Source organism: Kitasatospora sp. NPDC089797, assembly GCF_040684795.1.
Lineage (GTDB): Bacteria > Actinomycetota > Actinomycetes > Streptomycetales > Streptomycetaceae > Kitasatospora.
Genome location: NZ_JBFBGS010000068.1, coordinates 21914 through 40334, shown reverse-complemented (window position 1 = coordinate 40334; position 18421 = coordinate 21914). Strand labels below are relative to the sequence as shown.

At 75.8% G+C, this 18421-nt stretch carries 19 protein-coding genes; 5 read left to right on the top strand and 14 right to left on the bottom strand.

Going from position 1 to position 18421, the window contains the following annotated elements:
* Positions 1-1235 precede the first annotated feature (1235 nt).
* Positions 1236-2225 carry a zinc-dependent alcohol dehydrogenase family protein gene (locus AB0O91_RS37100; protein WP_363442797.1) on the bottom strand — a complete coding sequence of 330 codons (990 nt, stop codon included), beginning with the start codon at positions 2223-2225 and terminating at the stop codon, positions 1236-1238.
* An 85-nt stretch (positions 2226-2310) separates the two neighbouring features.
* Between AB0O91_RS37100 and AB0O91_RS37095 the strand changes: the two genes are divergently transcribed.
* Both AB0O91_RS37095 and AB0O91_RS37090 read left to right on the top strand, forming a co-directional pair.
* The gene (locus AB0O91_RS37095; protein WP_363442794.1) at positions 2311-2694 is read left to right on the top strand and encodes a helix-turn-helix domain-containing protein; all 384 of its coding nucleotides are present in this window, start codon (positions 2311-2313) and stop codon (positions 2692-2694) included.
* Positions 2695-2861: 167 nt separating this feature from the next.
* Positions 2862-3287 carry a hypothetical protein gene (locus tag AB0O91_RS37090; RefSeq protein ID WP_363442791.1) on the top strand — a complete coding sequence of 142 codons (426 nt, stop codon included), beginning with the start codon at positions 2862-2864 and terminating at the stop codon, positions 3285-3287.
* A 120-nt stretch (positions 3288-3407) separates the two neighbouring features.
* On the opposite strand, the gene AB0O91_RS37085 is transcribed toward AB0O91_RS37090, so the two are convergent.
* The 12 genes from AB0O91_RS37085 to AB0O91_RS37030 form a co-directional block, all read right to left on the bottom strand.
* Positions 3408-4325, bottom strand: coding sequence for an alpha/beta fold hydrolase (locus AB0O91_RS37085; protein WP_363442788.1), 918 nt, complete (start codon positions 4323-4325; stop codon positions 3408-3410).
* 78 nt (positions 4326-4403) lie between these two features.
* Positions 4404-5099: an indole-3-glycerol-phosphate synthase gene (locus tag AB0O91_RS37080; RefSeq protein WP_363442785.1), complete on the bottom strand. Its 696-nt coding sequence runs from the start codon at positions 5097-5099 to the stop codon at positions 4404-4406.
* Positions 5096-5812 (bottom strand): N-(5'-phosphoribosyl)anthranilate isomerase, encoded by a 717-nt coding sequence (locus tag AB0O91_RS37075; RefSeq protein ID WP_363442782.1) that lies wholly within the window; start codon positions 5810-5812, stop codon positions 5096-5098. The genes AB0O91_RS37080 and AB0O91_RS37075 overlap by 4 nt, the downstream gene beginning before the upstream one ends.
* On the bottom strand, positions 5809-6954 hold the full coding sequence (locus tag AB0O91_RS37070; RefSeq protein WP_363442779.1) for an acyl-CoA dehydrogenase family protein: 1146 nt from the start codon (positions 6952-6954) through the stop codon (positions 5809-5811). Before AB0O91_RS37070 ends, AB0O91_RS37075 begins: the two co-directional genes overlap by 4 nt.
* Before the next feature lie 107 nt (positions 6955-7061).
* Complete coding sequence (locus AB0O91_RS37065) at positions 7062-7436, bottom strand: ectoine synthase (RefSeq protein WP_363442776.1); 375 nt, start codon at positions 7434-7436, stop codon at positions 7062-7064.
* A 14-nt stretch (positions 7437-7450) separates the two neighbouring features.
* Positions 7451-8407 carry a tryptophan synthase subunit alpha gene (gene trpA / locus AB0O91_RS37060; RefSeq protein WP_363442773.1) on the bottom strand — a complete coding sequence of 319 codons (957 nt, stop codon included), beginning with the start codon at positions 8405-8407 and terminating at the stop codon, positions 7451-7453.
* Positions 8400-9431, bottom strand: coding sequence for a hypothetical protein (locus AB0O91_RS37055; protein WP_363442770.1), 1032 nt, complete (start codon positions 9429-9431; stop codon positions 8400-8402). Before AB0O91_RS37055 ends, trpA begins: the two co-directional genes overlap by 8 nt.
* 3 nt (positions 9432-9434) lie before the next feature.
* A complete protein-coding gene (locus AB0O91_RS37050; RefSeq protein ID WP_363442767.1) occupies positions 9435-9731 on the bottom strand; it encodes an acyl carrier protein in 297 nt (98 codons plus the stop codon).
* 77 nt (positions 9732-9808) lie between these two features.
* Entirely contained in the window at positions 9809-11359 is a 1551-nt protein-coding gene (locus AB0O91_RS37045) for an AMP-binding protein (protein ID WP_363442764.1), read from the bottom strand.
* A gap of 5 nt (positions 11360-11364) precedes the next feature.
* Positions 11365-12282 carry a MaoC family dehydratase gene (locus tag AB0O91_RS37040; protein ID WP_363442761.1) on the bottom strand — a complete coding sequence of 306 codons (918 nt, stop codon included), beginning with the start codon at positions 12280-12282 and terminating at the stop codon, positions 11365-11367.
* Positions 12279-13541, bottom strand: a complete 1263-nt coding sequence (locus AB0O91_RS37035; RefSeq protein WP_363442758.1) for a beta-ketoacyl-[acyl-carrier-protein] synthase family protein — start codon at positions 13539-13541, stop codon at positions 12279-12281. The genes AB0O91_RS37040 and AB0O91_RS37035 overlap by 4 nt, the downstream gene beginning before the upstream one ends.
* Before the next feature lie 35 nt (positions 13542-13576).
* The gene (locus AB0O91_RS37030; protein ID WP_363442755.1) at positions 13577-14788 is read right to left on the bottom strand and encodes an aminotransferase class I/II-fold pyridoxal phosphate-dependent enzyme; all 1212 of its coding nucleotides are present in this window, start codon (positions 14786-14788) and stop codon (positions 13577-13579) included.
* Positions 14789-15292: 504 nt separating this feature from the next.
* Here AB0O91_RS37030 and AB0O91_RS37025 point away from each other — a divergent pair.
* From AB0O91_RS37025 to AB0O91_RS37015, 3 genes are all read left to right on the top strand, one after another.
* A complete protein-coding gene (locus AB0O91_RS37025) occupies positions 15293-16165 on the top strand; it encodes a bacterial transcriptional activator domain-containing protein (protein WP_363442753.1) in 873 nt (290 codons plus the stop codon).
* A gap of 378 nt (positions 16166-16543) precedes the next feature.
* The gene (locus AB0O91_RS37020) at positions 16544-16906 is read left to right on the top strand and encodes a helix-turn-helix transcriptional regulator (RefSeq protein WP_363442750.1); all 363 of its coding nucleotides are present in this window, start codon (positions 16544-16546) and stop codon (positions 16904-16906) included.
* A 58-nt stretch (positions 16907-16964) separates the two neighbouring features.
* A complete protein-coding gene (locus AB0O91_RS37015; protein ID WP_363442748.1) occupies positions 16965-17996 on the top strand; it encodes an aminoglycoside phosphotransferase family protein in 1032 nt (343 codons plus the stop codon).
* Between the two features lie 120 nt (positions 17997-18116).
* On the opposite strand, the gene AB0O91_RS37010 is transcribed toward AB0O91_RS37015, so the two are convergent.
* Entirely contained in the window at positions 18117-18413 is a 297-nt protein-coding gene (locus AB0O91_RS37010; protein ID WP_363442745.1) for a DUF6087 family protein, read from the bottom strand.
* Between the last annotated feature and the right edge of the window lie 8 nt (positions 18414-18421).

Genomic DNA, 18421 nt, shown 5'->3' with positions numbered 1-18421 from the left:
CTTCCCACTCCCCCGTGGCCCGCCGTCCACCCGCACCCCGGCCGGCCCCGCAGCACGGGAACGGGCGACCGCAGCGGCACGGGCACGCGCCTGCCGCTCTGCCTCCGACAGCACCCGCCGACCCGCCGACCCTGGTGCGCAGGCCCGGTGAACGGATCACAGCACAGCGCATGCCCCGGGCCCGCAGGATGCCCCGGCCCGGCCACACGCACAGGAAGTCGGCCCCGCCGACTTCCCACTCCCCCGTGGCCCGCCGTCCACCCGCACCCCGGCCGGCCCCGCAGCACGGGAACGGGCGACCGCAGCGGCACGGGCACGCGCCTGCCGCCCTGCCTGGCCCGCCGCAGCCTGACCGAACCACCTTGGCGCGCAGGCCCAGTGAACGGATCACGGCACAGCGCGTGCCCGGGGCCCGCCGGGTACGCCCAGCCCGCACCCCGGCCCGGCCACGCGCACAGGAAGTCGATCCCGCCGACTTCCCACTCCACCCGCCAGACCACCGGGCCGTCGCCCAGCGGCAGGGCGTCAACAGACCCCGGCAGAGCTGTGCTCGGGGCCCGGAGCGGCCCTACGGCGCGCGGGCCTCCGGTCGCCAGGGCCACCGAGGCAGCCTCGGCCGGGCCATGCTCCGCCCGGCTGGTCACCAGCCCCGCCTTCGCGTGGGTGCCATCGACTCACCGGAGCTGACTGAACCGCCCGGATGGGTGCGCCTGTTGGACGAATCACGGCCGCGTGAGGCGGAAACGGCGGGACGGCACCACCCTCGTGCGGCCGAGCCCGCAGGATGCCCCCGGCCCTCACCCCGGCCCGGCCGCACGCACAGGAAGTCGGCCCCGCCGACTTCCTGCTCCACCCGCCCGGCCACGGGGCCGCTGCCCGGTGGCCGGGCGTCAACAGTCCTTGACGGCAGTGCTCTTGGGAAGCGGTTCCGCCGCACGCACGCCTGCGCGGCTCCGTCGGAGGCCGGCGGGGCATCGCGACGGCCGGGCGCGTTGCGGAGGACGGGCCGGCCGGGTCGGTGCCGGGGTGGGGGCGCGCGTCGGGGTGGACGCGGTTCCGGCCGCTCGTGGGGGGCCGGTTCCGCCCGGTTCGCCTTCGCGGGCCGGGCGGGGCCGGTGGAACGCCGAGGTGACGCGAACCGGGCGGCAGCCAGCGGGCGTTGGCCGGGCCGTTCCTGCCGGTCGGCCGGTCGGTGGATCGGACCGGTGTCCGCGGCGCGCTGCGCCGGCGCGGCCTCAGGGCACCGTGACGACGATCTTCCTCCCGGCGTGGAGTCCCTTCTCCAGGTGCCGGTGCGCCTCGACGACGTCGTCGAGGGTGAACACCTTGCCGTCGACGGCGGGCCGTAGTGCGCCGAGGCGCACACCCGCGTCCAGGAAGGCCGCCATGCGCTTCACCACGACGGCGTCGAGGGTGTGCTCGAAGCTGCGGTAGTTGAAGAACGTGAGCGGTGGACCTGCGGGGAAGGGCGTGGGCCGCGGGTCCAGGAAGCCTGCGGCGACCAGTGTTCCGCCGGGGCGGGCCGCCTTCAGGAGGTCCTGCTGGCCGGGACCCGTGACGAGGTCGAGGACGATGTCCGCGCCGGTGCCGCCCGTGTGGCGGCCGACGGCCTCGGCGATGTCGGCGTGGTCGGTGGCGACGACCGCGGCGGCGCCGGCGGCGAGCAGTTCGTCCTGCCTCGCGGCGTTCCGGGTGACGGCGATGGGCACGGCGCCGATCTGACGGGCGATCTGCATCGCCGCCCGGCCGACGCCACCGGAGGCGGCGGTGATCAGGACGTGGTCCCCGGGCCGCATCCCCGCCTTCTCGACGAGCGCGCCGTAGGCGGTGGAGTAGGCGACCCAGAGCGCCGCCGCCTCCGTGACGGAGAGCCCGGCCGGCCGGGCGACGACCCGGCTCGCGGGGACCGTGGTGTACTGGGCGTAGCTGCCCCGGGCGCTCGCGTCCGGAACGGCCGTCAGGATGACCGGGTCTCCGGTCTTCAGCCCGGTGGTCCCGGGGCCCAGCGCGTCGACGACACCGGTTCCTTCGACGCCGAGGCGGGCGTGCGGCAGGGGGACGGGTGCGGGCGAGGCGCCGGAGCGCATCATCTGGTCGAGCGGGTTGACGGCGAACGCCTCGATCCTGACCCGGACCTCGCCGGCTGCGGGTTCGACGACGGGCTCCTCGACGACGCGCATGACCTCCGGCCCGCCGAACTCGTCGAACACAACGACTCGTGGCATGGTGGCTCCTCCGTATCCGGTACTGGCTGGTTGCCGGGAAAGACGTTACGGAGCCGTGCGTTACCTCCTGGTACCTTCGGTGTCCATGCAGAACGCGGCCGCAGCAGCCTCCCTCGCCGACTGCCCCACGCGCCTGGCGGTCGAGATCATCTCCGACAAGTGGGCTGTTCTCGTGCTTTTCGGGCTCAGCCGGAAGCCTCGCAGGCACGGGGAACTCGTCGACCTGATCGGCGGCGTCTCGCGCAAGGTCCTCACCCAGACGCTGCGCCGGCTCCAGCGGTACGGCCTGGTCGACCGCCGTGCCGAAGCGCCGCGGCGGGTCGAGTACGGCCTCACCGACCTCGGCCGGACCCTGATCGGGCCCATCGAGGTCCTGACGGACTGGGCGAAGGAGTACGGCGGGGACGTCGCCGACTTCCAGGAGGCGGCGGAGGCCGCTGCTTCTGCCCGGGCCCGCCCGGCGGGCTGATCCCGGCGACGGGGCGACGCCGGCCCTCTCGGCCAGGTCAGGCCTCTCGGCCGCGTGCGGGGCGGCGGTGGGACGGGCGCAGCATCGCTGCCGGCCCGGGAGTGTTCGCAACTGCCGTTCCGGTGCGGGCCGTTGCGGTGCGGGCGGGCCGGCGCCATGCTGCCCGGGTGGGGTGGATCCGGCGGGTGGTGCGGGCGGTGGAGGACGAGCGGGTGATGGTGGTGCTGTTCGGCGCCCTCACTCTGGCGCTCGACACCTGGGTGCTGTGGCCCCGGGGGTGGTGGTGGCCCGACGAGGTGGCGGTGGCGGCCCTGGTGTTCCTGGTGGCGGCGGGCGCGATGGGCGGCCTGGCGGTGGGGCTGGTGAGCGGGCGGGTGGCGCGCCGGCGCGGGGACGCGCCGGTGGCGCGTCCGGGGCTGCGGCTGGTGCGGTGCGTGCTGACGGGGGCCCTGTTCGTCCACGTGGTGCCGCCGGTGGTCCTGCTGGTGGACCTGTTCCTGCACCCGGAGCACCTCATCGGCTTCCTGGGCGGCCCCATCGACCGCATCGGCGCCGGGGCCGGCCGCTGGGCGCCGCCGGGGCGGCCGGGATGAGGGCCGCCCCGGGGGCTGGAGCCGGGGCAGGCGGCGGCCGGTGACGTGATCGGGTTCGTGCGCCAGGAGCAGTCCGCCGGCGGCGGGGCCGGCGGGCCGGGCGCGGGCGCGGGCGGGCCGTCAGACGGCGGCCAGCGCCGGTGCCGCCACGGCCGCGGCCGGGGCGGGTGCCGGGGCGGGGCGGGGGCGGGTGAGGCAGTCGTCGGTGAAGGCCAGGGCGCGCAGGTGGTAGGGGCGGGCGGCGTGGCCCAGGGAGAGGTTGTGGCCGGCGTGGTGGGCGGTGACCAGGCGGGCCAGGCCCGGGGGGAAGGCGGCGGTGAGGGCGGCGCGGTGGGGGGCGTCCAGGCGCCACCAGGCCTCGTGGTCGGCCAGGGTCAGGCGTACGGGCACCCGTACGCGGGCGGCCAGGGCGGTGAAGCGCCGTGGCCAGGTGGCGAGTTCGCGGGATTCGAGGGCGGGGACGGGGGTGAGCAGGGTGCGGGCGGCGTGGAAGGTGCCGGGCGGGTAGAGGTGGAGGGGGCCCCAGTTGAGGCGGCCGCCGCCGGCGAGGTCGTCGGGGCGCTCCCACGCGCCGGGGGCGTAGTGCTGGGCGAGGCCGGAGATGTCGGCGCCGAGCAGGGGCAGGGCCGGGTCGGCGGGCCAGTGGGCGGCGAGGTGCAGGGCGATCTTGCCGCCGAAGGAGTGGGCGAGGAGCTGGACGCCGGCGCCGGTGGGGTGGGCGCGGGCGTAGTCGGTGAGGGCGGCGTGCAGGGTGGCGGCCTGGTCGGCGATGAGCTGGCCCTGGGGCAGGCGGTGGGCGGAGGCGCCGTGGCCGGGGCGGTCCAGGGCCAGGACGCTGTAGCCGAGGTCGGCGGCGAGGGTGAGCAGGCTGGTGTCGGGGTGGGCGGGGCCGGCGAAGTAGGCGGCGCGCATGCCGCGGCCGTGGACGGCGAGGATGACGGCTTTGGGCGCGCGGTGCTCGGGTTCGGCGACCAGGGCGGAGACGGGGACGCCGGCGGCGTCCAGGACGAGCGAGCGGGTGCGCAGGGACGGGTTCACGCGCCCACCCCCGCAGGGATGTTGGCGGTGGCGGTGTTCACGCGGCGACCCCCGCACGGGCGTTGACGGTGGCGGCGTTCACGCGGCGACCCCCGTGCGGGCGTCGTCGAGGGCGCTGAGCCAGCCGTCCAGGTCTCCGGTGCGCATCAGGGCGGTGCCCACCAGCAGGCCGGCGTAGCCGGCGTCCAGGAGGCGGGCGCCCTGGCGGGGGTCGGTGATGGCGGAGGCGGAGACGGGGGCGCGGCAGCCGGCGGCGCGCAGGGCGGGCAGCAGGCGCAGGCTGCGGGTGAGGTCGCCGCGGTCGCGTTCGCGGGTGCGGATGTTCTTGTTGTTGACGGCGATGACGCAGTCGGCGGGGGCGGGCAGGCGCTCCAGTTCGCGTTCCTCGGTGATCTCCACGAAGGGGGTGAGTCCCAGGTTGAGGGCGCAGGTGACCAGGCGGGCCAGGGAGGTGGCGGGCAGCAGGGCGGCGGTGAGCAGGACGGCGGAGGCGCCCAGGGCGTGGGCGGCCTCGAGCTGGGCGGGGCGGGTGAGGAAGTCCTTCTGCAGGACGGGCAGGTCGGTGGCGGCGGCGACCTCGCGCAGCAGGCGGGGGGTGCCGCCGAACCAGCGGCCGGTGACCACGGACAGGCAGGGGGCGCCGGCGTCCTGGTAGCGGGTGACGAGGTCGGTGACGGTGCGCGGGCCGAGCAGGTCGCCGCCGTGGGGGTCGCGGAGCTTGACCTCCATGACCAGGGGGCGCCGGGCGGTGAGCAGGGCGTCGAGGAAAGTCATGCCGGGGTCTCCTGGGGGCGGGGGTGCCAGGCGCGGGTGAGGGCGGTGACGGCTTCGCGGGTGAGGCGGCCGGTGCGGTCGCGGGCGGCGGTGTCGATGTCGGCGCCGGCGTACAGGGGGTGGTCGGTGACGGTGCGGTAGGTGTCGCGGTTGGCGGGGCTCAGGCCGCCGGCGAGGAGGAAGGGGATGCCCAGGCGGGGCAGCAGGGCGTGGACGTCGGCGGGGTCCAGGGGGGTGCCGGTGGAGCCGACGCGGCCGTCGTCGGTGACGGTGTCCAGGAGGAACAGGTCCAGGCCGGCGCGTTCGTAGGCGGGGGTGAAGGCGCGTTCCAGGCAGCGGCCGCGGGCCAGGTGGAGGACCTTGACCAGGACGGCGTACGGGAGTTGGGCGCGCAGGCGGGCGACGAGGGCGGGGCTCTGGTAGGCGTGCAGCTGGATCCAGCGGATGCCGGTGGCGCGGGCGAGGCGGGCGAGGTGGTCGGCGTCGTCGAGGAAGGTGACCAGGACGGGTTCCAGGCCCTGGCGGATGGCGGCGGCGGCGAGGTCGGCCAGGCGTTCGGGGGTCAGGTCGGCGGGGCCGCCGGGGACGCCGTGCCACAGGCCCACCAGGGTGGGGCCGGTGGCGGCGAGCAGGTCGAGGTCGGCGCGGGTGCGGGCGCCGCAGACCTTGAGGTGGCCGGGCCGGGCGGGGGCCGGGGCGGCGGGGGCGCTCATTTGCCCAGTCCGAGCATGGCGGCGATGCGGTTGTACTGGATCTCGTTGCTGCCGGAGTAGATGGTGCCGGCGACGGCGTTGCGCACGTCCTTCTCCAGTCCGTACTCGGCCATGTAGCCGTTGCCGCCGAAGACCTGGACGGCGGCCAGCGAGGTGGCGAGGTTGGATTCGCTGGTGAGGAGTTTGGCGATGGCCATGTCGACGGTGACGTTCTCGCCGGCCTCCAGGCGCTGGGCGGTGTCGTAGAGCCACTTGCGGGCGGTCTCCAGGCGGATCTTGGTGTCGACGATCTTGTTGGCGACCGACTGGTAGGAGCCGATGGGCTTGCCGAAGGACATCCGGGTCTTGGCGTAGTCCAGGCAGCGGGCCAGGCGGTGCTGCATCTCGCCGGTGTTGACGATGAAGGAGTAGAGGATCTCGCGTTTCATCACGTGGTCCAGGACGAGGAAGCCGCCGCCGACGCGGCCCAGGACGCGGTCGGCGGGCACCCGTACGCCGTCCAGGAACAGTTCGCTGATCGGGGAGGTGCGCAGGCCCATCTTCTTGATGGGGTTGCCGGTGCTCAGGCCCGCCATGGTGCGGTCCAGCAGGAACGCGGTGACGCCCAGCGCCCCGCCCTGGGGGTGGGTGCGGGCGTAGACGACGATGTGGTCGGCGACGGGGCCGTTGGAGACGAAGGTCTTGGCGCCGGTGAGGACGAAGTGGTCGCCCTCGCGCACGGCGCGGGTGCGCATCTGCATGGCGTCGGAGCCGGACTCGCTCTCGGTGATGGCGTGGGCGCCGATCGCCTCGCCGGAGGCGATGCGCGGCAGGAAGGCCTCCTTGAGGGCGGGTGAGCCGAAGGCCTGCAGGGGCACGCCGGTGGAGGCGATGGAGGTGGTGACGGAGAAGTTCAGGCCGCCGTCGCGGCAGTGCTCGCCCAGGCCTTCGAGGGCGTACATGGTGGTGAGCAGGGACTGGTCCAGGCCGCCGTAGCGTTCCTCGAAGGGCAGGGAGAGGATCCCGGTCTTCTGGATCAGGCGCCACTTGTCGTGGGAGAAGGCGGCCTGCTCGTCGCCTTCGATGTGGCCGGCGCTCAGGTCGTCGCCGAAGCGGGCCAGGCCCTCGCGCAGGGCCTTCTGGTCGGCGTTCCAGCGGATCATGGCAGTTGCCGCCTTCCTTGCGGGCCCGCCGGTGGCCGGGCCCGGGGTGTGCGGGCCGGCGCCCTCGGGTGGCGCCGGCACACGGCTTCTCTCTTCGGCAGGGGCCTTTAGTAGGCGGAGGAGGAGTGGGCGTCGAGCTGGTGGACCTCGTCGCCGCTGAGCGCCGGGGAGAACACGCACACCAGGCGCAGGTCCTCCTCGGGGCCGGCGACCAGGTAGTGGGCGTCGTGCCGGTCCAGGGCGTACATCCGGCCGGGGGTGATGGGGTGGGCGTTGCCGTCCATGTCGATGACCTCCCCGGAGCCGGCGATGCAGTAGCAGGCCTCCAGGTGGTTGCGGTACTCCAGGCGGGACTTGGTGCCGGCGTTGACGACGGTGTCGGTGAGGCTGTAGCCCAGTCCGTCGCCGGCGAGCAGGAAGCGGCGGGACAGGCCGTTGCCCCATTCGACGGTCTTCACGTCGGCGAGGTCGCGGATCAGCATGGCGGTGGGTCCTCTCAGGCGGTGGCGGAAACAGCGGTGACGGAAACAGCGGTGGAGCCGGTGGAGCCGGTGGAGCCGGTGGAGCCGGTGGAAGCGGCGGGGGCGGGAACGGCGGCGGTTGCGCTCGTCCCCTCCGTCCCCTTCATCCCCTCCGTCCCGGCCGGGCGGGCCGGGCGGGGCGGGCGGGGCGGGCGGAGCTCGGCGAGGTAGGCGCGCAGTTCCTCGACGGGGTCGCGGCCCTGGCGCTGGGCGTCCTCCAGGCGGGCCACGGCGGCGGAGCCGACGATCGCGGCGTCCGCCCCCGAGGCGGCGACCGCCGCCAGGTCGGCGGCGCTGCGCACGCCGAAGCCGACGGCGACCTGCACGCCGGGCGCGGCCGCGCGCAGGGCGGTGACGGTGTCGGCCAGGGCGCGGTGGCCGGCGGCGGGCACGGTGCCGGAGCGGCCGTAGTGGGCGACGAGGTAGACGTAGGCGCCGTGCGCGCCGCGGGCCGCCGCGGTGAGGGTCTCGGGCGCGGAGGCCGGGTAGCAGGTGGTGACCTGCGGCAACTCGGCCTGTTCCAGGGCCTGGTGCCAGGCGGGGCGCAGCCGTGGGGGCAGGGCGTGGACGAGCAGGGCGGCGGCTCCGGCGGCGGCGACGGCGCGGGCGCAGGCGGTGGGGTCGCGGTGGCGCAGGCTGTGGCTCCAGTCGGCCAGCAGGACGATCTTGAGGCGGGTCAACTGGGGGGTGAGGGTGGTGAGTTCGGCCAGGACGGTGTCCAGGGTGGTGCCGTGGGTCAGGGCGCGGGCGGCGGAGCGGCGGATGACGGGGCCGTCGGTGGGTGACTGGGGGAAGGGGACGGCCAGTTCGAGGACGTCGGCGCCGGCCCGCTCCAGGGCGTGGGCGAGGTCGGTGAGGCGTCCGGGCGGGTCGCCGGCGTTGAGGAAGACCACCAGGCCCGGCTCGCCGGTGGGCAGGAGGGGTTCAGGCATGGGTCACCTGCCGGTGGCGGGTGCGCAGGCGTTCGGCCAGGGCGCGGGGGGTGCCGTCGGCCAGGGCGGCCAGGGCCTGCTGGTGGGCGGTGTGCCAGCGGGTGTGGCGGCCGGAGGCGAGGGCGAGGGCGGCGGCGTTGAGGGCGATGGTGTGGGTGGCGGTGGGGCCGGCGCGGCCTTCGAGGGCCTGGAGGAAGTGCTCGGTGAGGCGTTCGGGCCGGGGGGCGAGGTCGGCGAGGCTGCCGCTGTCGGGGGCGACGGCGCCGGCGGGCAGGTGGATGGTGCCCTGGGGGGTGTGCAGGGTGTTGTCGGCGAAGGGCAGGAGTTCGTCGGCGCCGGCGGTGTTGGCGGCCAGCCACACGGTGCGCCCGCGTGCGGTGGGGGCCAGGTGGCGCAGGGCTTCCAGGGGGGCGGTGTGGGAGGCGCCGGTGAGCTGGGCGGTGACGGGGACGGTGGCCAGCAGGGGGCCGAGGGTGTTGAGGAAGTGGCCGAAGGGTTTGAGGGTGAGGGGGTGGAGGGTGCGGGCCAGGCGGGTGAGTTGGGGCGGGTAGACGTGGGGGCCGGCGAAGGCGATGCCGTGGTCGGCGAGGTGGTCGGCGGTGTGGGCGTGGCTGGAGGTGAGGGTGATGCCCAGGCGTTCCAGGAGGTCGACGGAGCCGGCGGTGCTGGTGTAGGCGCGCGAGCCGGTCTTGACGACGGGGATGCCGATGGCGGCGGCGGTGAGGGCGGCGGCAGTGGAGAGGTTGAAGGTGGCGGGGCCGCCGCCGGTGCCGACGATGTTGACGCTGCCCGCCAGGGCCGGGCCGGGGTGGGGGCTGCGTTCGGTGAGGGAGGTGGTCAGGGCGGTGAGGGTGGCGGGGTCGGGCAGGCGGGTGGTCAGGGAGGCGAGCAGGGCGGCGGCCTGGGCCCGGTCGCTGTCGCGGGCCGGGCCCGGGGGGCGCTGTTCGAGCTGGTCCCACCAGGTGCGCCAGGCCTCCAGGGGGACGGGGCGTCCGGCGAGGAGGGCGATGAGGGCCGGGTGCACGGGTCAGCCGCCGACCGTGGCGGTGGCCGGGGCGCCCTGGACGGCTTCGGCGCCGGCGCGGCGCTGGGTGATGAAGGCGTCGATGGCGGTGACGGAGCGGAAGTTGTTGGGGTCCAGGTCGGTGTCGTCGACGGGCAGGGCGAAGTGGTCCTCGACCCAGGCGATGAGCTTGAGGACGCCGAGGCTGTCGATGACGCCGTCGGAGAGCAGGTCGTGGTCGTCGGCGAGCTGGTCGGGGGTGACGTCGGGCAGGAACTCCTCGATCAGGAAGCGCTTGATCCGGTCGATGTTGCTGCTCATGGTGCGCAACTCCCTTGCTGAATCGGTTGGTTCGGATGGGCCGGTTCGGTTGGGCCGGTTCGGGTGACGCGGGTGGGTCAGGGCCGGGGCGGGGCGGGCAGGACGGCCTTGCGGTCGACCTTGCCGGTGGCGGTGCGGGCCAGCGGGGCGTCCTGGATGGCGAGGCGTTCGGGGACGGCGGCGCGCGGCAGGTTGCGGGCGAGGTGTTCGCGCAGGCGCAGGGTGTTGAGGTCGGAGCCGGGGGTGCGCTGGACGGCGGCGTGCAGGCGTTTGCCGGTCAGCGGGTCGCTCTGGGCGGCGACGGCGGCTTCGCGGACCTCGGGGTGGGCGAGCAGGACGCGTTCGACCTCGGCGGTGTTGACGGCCACGCCGCGGACCTTGACCTGGAAGTCGGCGCGGCCGGTGAGGTGGATGCGTCCGGCGTCGTCGCGGGTGACCAGGTCGCCGGTGCGGAACCAGCGCCGGCCCGCTCCGGCTCCGGCGGGCTGGGTGGTGAAGCGGCCGGCGTCGCGGGAGCGGTCGAGGTAGCCGGCGGCCTGGAAGGGGGTGGAGACGTAGAGTTCGCCGCGGCCGGGGCCGGTCAGGGGGGTGCCGTCGTCGGTGGCGATGAGGGTGCGCACCCCGGGCAGGGGCTCGCCGATGGGCACCGGGAGGGCGGCGGCGGCGTCCAGGGGGTCCAGGCGGTGCAGGAAGCTGTCGTTGGTCTCGGTGCAGCCGTAGATGTTGTAGAGGCGGGCGTCGGGCAGCAGGGCGGGCAGGGCGGCCAGGGTGCGGGCGTCGATGGCGTCGCCGGTGAACGCGGCGTGTTCGAGGCCTTCCAGGGCGGTGGTGCCGGCGGCGGCCTGCAGGAGCAGGGCCCAGGCGAGGGGGACGGCCTGCATGACGTGCGGGCGGTGGCGTTGGAGCTGGGCGAGCAGGTGGCGGGCGTTCAGGGCGTGGGCGGGGTCGATGAGCAGGCAGGTGCCGCCGGCGGCGAGGGTGGCCCACACGTCGAGCAGGGCGAGGTCGAAGTTGAGGGGGGCGTAGCCGGCGACGGTGCGCCCCGGTCCGAGGTCGAAGGTGTGGTGGGCCCAGGTGGTGAAGCGGTCGACGGCGCTCTGGGCGAGGGGGACGATCTTGGGCAGGTCGGTGGAGCCGGAGGTGGTGAGCAGGAAGGAGGTGCCGGCGGCGAGGGTGGGCAGGGGGGCGGGGCCGGTGAGGGCGGGCAGGACGGGCGGGTGCTGGCCGGCGGGGGTGAGGTGGTGGCGGGCGCCGGCCTGGGCGAAGAGGGCGGCGAGCAGGGCGGGGGCCAGTTGCGGGGAGGGCAGCAGGAAGGGGCGGCGTTCGATCAGGCAGGCCAGGACCAGGGCGATGGCCTCGGGGGACTTGACGGCGATCAGTCCCACGGGTTCGCCGGGGGCCAGGTCCAGGGCGGCCAGGCGGGCGCGTTCGGCCTCGGCGGCGTCGGCGAGTTCGTGGTAGGTGACGGTGCGTTCGTGCCAGAGCAGGGCGGGGGCGCCGGGGCGGGTGCGGGCGTGGGCGAGGATCGCGTCGGGCAGCGGCAGCGGCGCCGGGTCGGCGGCCCGGGCGGACCCGGCGGCGCCGGCGGGTGCCGTGGTGCCGGCGGGTGCGGTGGTGGTGCGGGTCATGGTGGTCACTCCCCCGTTCCGGGGGCCGGGGCGATGCGGGCCCAGCCGGCCTTGACGGCGGTGCCGGTCTCGGTGGCGAGGGTGAAGCGCACCACCGTGCCCCGGTCGTAGGGCTGCAGGGTCAGGCGCAGCGGGGTGCCGGGGGTGACGGGGGCGGCGAAGCGGGCGCCGAGGGCGCTGATGCGGGTGGGGTCGCCGGCGCTGTGGCGGTCGGTGAGGTGTTCGGCGGCGAGGGCGACCAGGTGCATGCCGTGGGCGATGACGCCGGGGAAGCCGGCGGCGCGGGCGGCGTGGTCGTCCAGGTGGAGGGGGTTGAGGTCGCCGGAGGCGTGGGCGTAGGCGGTGACGGCGTCGCGGGTGAGGGTGAGGGTGTGGAGGGTGGGTTCGGCGTCGGGGGTGGTGCCGGGGTGGGCGGCGGGGGCGGGGGTGCCGAAGGGGGTGGGGGTGGTGGCGCCGGTGAGCAGGGCGGCGGTGCTCAGGCGGGCCAGGGGGGTGCCGGTGGCGGCGTCGGCGAGGCGGGTGGTCAGGGCCAGGCGGGTGCCGCGGGCCTCGCGGCGGGCGGCGGTGACCTCGACGGTGACGTCGACGTCGGTGCCCGGGCGCAGGGGGGCGTGGGTGTGGATCTCCTGGGCGAGGTGGACCACGGCGGTGAAGCCGGTGTCGCCGGCGGTCAGGGCGGTGACGGTGTGCTGGGCCAGGGTGTGGGCCAGCACGAAGGGGTGGGCGGGCGAGGCCGCCGTGGCGGTGGCGGCGGGGGCGGGCAGGTGGGTGCGGGCGGCGGCGCGGTAGGCGGCCAGTGCGGCGGCGTCCACGGGCAGGCGGGTGCGGGCGAGCGGCGCCGTCGCGGGCGCGGGTGCCGGTGCGGGAGCGGTCGCGGCCGTGGTCGCGGGCGCGGGTGCGGGTGTGGTCGTGGGTGCGGTCATAGCGGGGTCACCACCAGGGTCGAGTTGTGGCCGCCGAAGCCGAAGGAGTTGGACAGGGCCGCGCCGGCGCGCACGGGGCGCGGGGCGGTGTGGACGACGTCGAGGTCCAGGCCCTCTTCGGTGTTCTCGTGGTTGGCGGTGGGCGGTACGAGGCGGGTGTTCATGGCCTGGATCGCGGCGATGAGCTCGACGGCGCCGGCCGCGCCGATCAGGTGGCCGATGGCGCCCTTGGTGGAGGTGACCGGTACGCCGTGGGGGCCGAACACGGTGGCCAGGGCGGCGGCTTCGGCGCGGTCGTTGTGGACGGTGGCGGTGCCGTGGGCGTTGACGTGGGCGATGTCGGCGGGGGTGAGGTCGGCGTCGGCGAGGGCGGCGCGCATCGCGGCGACGGCGCCGGCGCCGTCGGGGCGCGGGTTGGACAGGTGGTAGGCGTCGGCGCTGGAGCCGTAGCCGGCCAGCAGGGCGTAGGGGGTGCGGCCCCGGGCGCGGGCGTCGGCCGCGCGTTCCAGGACGAGGAAGCCGGCGCCCTCGCCCATCACGAAGCCGTCGCGGTCGGTGTCGAAGGGCCGGCAGGCGCGCTCGGGTGCGTCGTTGCGCTGGGAGTGGGCGCCCAGGTTGCCGAAGGCGGCCAGGGTGACGGGGGTCAGGGTGGCCTCGCAGCCGCCGGCGATCACCACGTCGGCGCGTCCGGACTCCAGGAGCAGGGCGCCGTGGCCGATCGCGTCGGCGCCCGAGGCGCAGGTGGTGGCGATGGTCAGGGCGGGGCCGGTCCAGGCCAGGCGCATGGCGATCTGGGCGGCGGCCGCGTTGGGCATGGTGACCAGCGGCATCAGCGGGCTCACCCGCAGCGGCCCGTGCCCGGCGTACAGCAGGGACTCGCGGTCGCTGGTGGTGCGTCCGCCCACCGCGTTGCCGACCACGATCGCGCTGCGTCCGGGGGCGGGTTCGGGGCGGCCGGCGTCGGTGTGGGCGGCGAGTGCGGCCAGGGCGGCGTAGTGGGCGAAGGGGTCCAGGCGGCGGGCGTCCTTGGCGGGCACCAGGTCGTGGTCGGGCAGGTCGGTGACGCGGCAGCCCAGGCGGACCTTGTGGCGGGCCAGTTGGGGGTCGGTCAGCGCGGTGGCGGTGGGGCGGGCGGTGAGCACCGTGTGCCAGAAGTCCTCGGCGGTGTGGCCGGCGGGGCTGACCACGCCCAGGCCGGTGACGGCGATCGCGGCGCGGGGCCGGGTCTGGCGGGGCTGCGGTGACGGCGGGGGCGCCATGGCTCTTGTCCTCCTCCCGTGGCTGGTGGGCGCGTTCAGATCAGGCCGGTCTGGGCGGCGGCGGTCAGGAACGCCTCGGCGGCGAAGTCGATGTCGGCGGCGGTGTGGCGGGCGGTGACCGCGATGCGCAGGCGGGCGAGGTCGTTGGGGACGGCGGGGGTGACCACGGGCAGGCCGATGACGCCGGCCTTGCGGCAGGCGGTGGCGTAGTCGTAGGCGGCGTCGTCGCTGCCGGCGATGACGGGCAGGACGGCGGTGGCGGAGTGCATGGTGGAGATGCCGGCGTCGTTGAGGCGGGTGCGCAGGCGCTGGGCCTGGGTCTGGGTGTGGGTGACGCGTTCGGGTTCGCGGCGCAGGATGCGCAGGGACTCCAGGGCGGCGCCGGTCTGGGCGGGGCCCAGGGCGGCGGAGAAGAGGAAGGGGCGGGCGGCGTAGCGCAGGTGGCCGATGAGTTCGCTGCTGCCGGCGACCCAGCCGCCCATGGAGGGGATGGCCTTGGAGAGGGTGCCGAGTTTGATGTCGACGCGGTAGCGGTGGCCGAAGTGCTCCTCGATGCCGCCGCCGGTGGGGCCGATGACGCCCAGGGCGTGGGCCTCGTCGACCATCAGCAGGGCGTCGTGGGCGTCGCAGACGGCGCGCAGTTCGGGCAGCGGGGCGATGTCGCCGTCCATGGAGTAGACGCTGTCGACGATGACCAGGCGCACCCCGGTGGGGGCGGCGGCCTTGAGGCGGCGTTCGAGGTGGTCGACGTCGTTGTGGCGGAAGCGGGTGACGGTGGCGCCGGACAGGCGGCAGCCGTCGACGATGGAGGCGTGGTCGTACTTGTCGATCAGGACGGTGTCGCCGGCGCCGACGAGGGCGCCGATGGTGCCGACGTTGGCGGCGTAGCCGGAGCCGAAGACCTGGGCGCGCTCGCGGTGGGCGTAGCGGGCGACCTCGGCTTCGAGTTCCTCGTGCAGGGGGATGGTGCCGGCCAGGGCGCGCACGCCGTGGTTGCCGGTGCCGTAGACGTCGACGGCGGCCTTGGCGGCGGCCACGACGCGTTCGTCGCCGGCCAGGCCGAGGTAGCTGTAGCCGGACATCATGAGCAGGCGCTCGCCGTCGAGGTCGCAGTAGGCGCTGTCGCGTTCCATGGTGTAGGCGACGAAGCTGTTGCGGCGCGAGGGGTCGGATTCCAGGGCGGCCACGCGGGCGTTCGTCGCGGCGAGCTTCGGCTCCAGGCGGTCCCATGCTCCGGTGGCGTTCACGGGCGGTTCTCCTTCACGGCTTCGGCGACTCGGCGGGTGTGCGGGTGCGGGTGGGGTGCGCGGGGAAATTCCCTGCGGGGAAAACGATTTAGGGGCGGTTTTTCGGCGTGCCGGTTCCGGGGTGGGTTTCTCGAAGCCTTCACGCGGGCTGCTCAAGGGTGGCTACATTTCTACGGCAGGATGCGCAAGGCGTCCGCAATAGGCGCTTTCCTGGCCTGCGGTGGTGCTTTGACGTGCGGGAACCTTGTGTCCACGACACATCGACCGGCCGGTGGGTATGTTTCCTCTACGGGTGTTGACACCGTGCTCGGCGGCGAATGTATGGTCGAAATCCGCCGAAAACCGAACGGCTGGTCGGCGGTTTTTCCTGTTCCGGTCCGGTTTCCCAGGCCGGCGGTCGCCGGGGTTGTGCGGCCGTCACTTCCGCTGTGGCTTCGAGGGGGTTGGAGCTGTGTTGAACGGTTTTCGGGACGAGGGCCCGTACGGCAGATCGGGGACGGCGTGATGCTGATCCGACTGACGGGCCTGGTGACGATCGAGCACGAGGGCTGCGCGCCGCAGCACCTGTCCAGCGCCCAGGCCCAGGTGGCGTTCGCGCGCCTGGTGCTGGAGCGTTCCACCGGCACCGGCCGCGACCAGCTGGCCGACACCGTCTGGCCCGACGGGCTGCCCGACACGTGGGCGTCGGCGCTGCGCAGCGTGGTCTCGCGGGTGCGGGCGTTCGTGGCGGCGCCGGGTCAGGGCCCGGGGGCGACGCCGCTGATCGCGCAGGGCGGGCGCTACGTGCTGCGGCTGCCGCCGGACGCGGCGGTGGACCTGGAGGCGGCCGCGAGCGCGGTGGGCGAGGCCGGGGAGGCGCTGGCGGCGCGCTCGCACGCGGTGGCGCAGCAGTTGGCCGCGGGGGCGATCGCGAATCTGCGCGGCTCGTTCCTGCCCGACCACGAGGGCGAGTGGGCGCAGGGGGTGCGCGAGCACGTGGAGGAGTTGCGCATCGGCGCGCTGGAGACGGCGAGTCTGGCGGCCTCCGCGCTGGGCGAGGAGCACCACGCGCTGCGCTGGGCGGACGAGGCGGTGCGCCGGGCGCCGTTTCGTGAGAGTGCCTACCGGTGCCGGATGGAGGCGCTGGCGGCGGCCGGCAACCGGGCGGAGGCGCTGCGCTGTTACCAGCAGCTGCGCGGGGTGCTGGCGGAGGAGCTGGGGATCGACCCGGCCGCCGAGACGCAGGAGCTGTACCTGTCGCTGCTGCGCTCCCCCGCGCCTGCGGCGCCCGCGCCGGCGGCGGTGCGGCCGGTGGACCCGGTGCTGATGGGGATCTTCGAGCCGCTGGCGCTGGGGCGGCTGGGGCGGCCGGCGGGGCCGCCGGTGCGGGCGGCCTGACCGGCCGCCCCCCTTCCCCGGGGCCTGCTTCCCCCGGGCCTGTTCCCCCGGGGGCCTGCTTCCCCCCGGGGGCCTGGTTTCCCCCGGGCGTTTCCCCGGCCCCCCGCGGGCGGTTTCCCCGTGCGGGCAGGGGCCGTCCGCCGCGGGCCGTAACCCGCGTCCGCGCCCGTGTCCGGGGGCTCCCGGGGGTGCCCCGGGGCGCCCGTGCGCGGGCGTCCTCGTGTGGGTGCGGTGCGCGCCCGGTGTTGCGGAGGTGTTGCGGCGGGCGTGGCCGGGGCCTTTCCCGTAGTAGCGTCAGGCCTGAAGTCGTGCGTGGTGCGCGGCCGTTGACGGTGACCGATTCGGGACGGGGGCCAGGCTTGGGAAGGGGTGGTGGGTGTGGGACGGGCACGTGTTGCGGCGCGGATGATCGTGCACCCCGGTGTGGAGGACGTGAACGTCCAGCAGGTTCTGGAGGCCCTCGCCGACCCGGCGAGGCGGTCGGTGGTGCGCACCCTGGCGCACGCGGGCGCCGATCTGAGCTGCGGCTCCTTCGACCTGCCGGTCGGGCGCTCCACCTCCAGCCACCACTTCTCGGTGCTGCGCGCGGCCGGGGTGCTGCGCCAGTACTACGTGGGCACCACGAAGATGAACACCCTGCGCGCCGAGGAGTTGGAGCGGCGCTTCCCGGGCCTGCTGTCGGCGGTGGTCGCGGCCGCCGACGCCGAGGCCCGCGACGCCCCTGCCCCGGTGGCCACCTGACCGGCCCCCGCCGCAGCCCCTCCGGGGGCCGCTGCGGCGGGGCGCAGGGTGGCCGTCCGTGATCGGGGACGACGTCCGGGAGTGGGCCGGCACGCGCCGGTGGGTCGAGGAGGCACTCGCGCCCGGTGAGCGGATCACACGGGTGCGGGAGCTGAAGGGCGGCTTCACCTCGCGCATGCGCCTGCTGGACGTCTCCCCCGCAGGCGGCGACGGCGCCAGGGACGGCGGACCCGGCGGCGGCGGCCCCGGCGACGACGGACCCGGCGGTGGCGGTCCCGGCGGCGGCGGGTACGCGCTGGTGCTGCGCTCCTTCGTCGAGCCGTTCTACCGCCGCCACGCCCCGGCGCTGCTGGAGCGCGAGGCCGGCGTGCTGCGCCTGCTGGAGGGCGGCGGCGTGCCGGCGGCGCGGCTGCGCGCGGTGGACGCCCGGGGCGCGCACTGCGAGCACCCGTCGCTGCTGATGACCCGCCTGCCCGGCACGGTGCGCGTCGGCGAGGACGGCGCCGTGGCGCCCCGCACGGTCCTGCTGGCCCGTCAGCTGGCCGCCGTCCACGCCCTGGCCGTGCCCGCGCGGGCGCGCCCGCGCGCCTGGCAGGCGTGGACCGACCCCGGGCACGTGCGGGTGCCCGGCGCCACCGCGCGCCCGGCCCTGTGGCGGCGCGCGGTGGAGGTGATCGCCGCCCCCGCGCCCGGCCACCGCCCCTGCTTCCTGCACCGCGACTTCCACCCCGGCAACGTGCTGTTCACCGGCTGCGGCGACACGCTCGCGGTCAGCGGCGTCGTCGACTGGGTGGAGACCTCCTGGGGCCCGGCCGACCTGGACGTCGCCCACTGCAGCACCGCCCTGGCCCTGCTGCACGGCACCGGGACGGGCATGGCCTTCGCCGACGCCTACGAGAGCGCCGGCGGCACCCTCAGCGCCGGCCCCGACCACCTGTACTGGCGGCTGCTGGACGCGCTGGCCTTCGCCCCCGACGCGCACAGGGTCGCCGTCCCCTGGCGCGACCTCGGCCGCACCGACCTGACGGCGGACCTGCTGACCGCACGCCTGGAGGACTACCTGCAGGCCCTGTTCGACCGCTACGCCTGACCGGCGGCCCCGCAACCGGGGCCGCCCTGTCCGGCCTCCGGCGCGAGCAGCGCCCACACGGTCTTGCCGATGCCTCCCTCCCGCGCCCGCCGGCCCCGGTCGACGGCGAGCCGGGCGGTTTCAGGCCGGCCTTCGGTGGCGTCCGGCCGACTTCTTCCGGGGCGGTGGCGGTGCCGCCTGCACGACCCCGTCGCCGGGGATGCCGTGCAGAAGTCGCTGAGCGGCCGCGAAGTTGTCCGCGTACTGTTCGGGGAGCCACTGGTAGCCGTCCCAGCGCAGGAGTACCCGGGGAAGGTCCGGGTGGAGGTGGGAGGAGCGGTCCTCGTGGCCGAGGACCACGGCCTTGACCAGGCCGACCGGGCGCAGGCGGCCGGCTCGGCGCTTCGCCCACGGCTCCAGCGGTTCCTCGTCGTCCACGCGGCCCT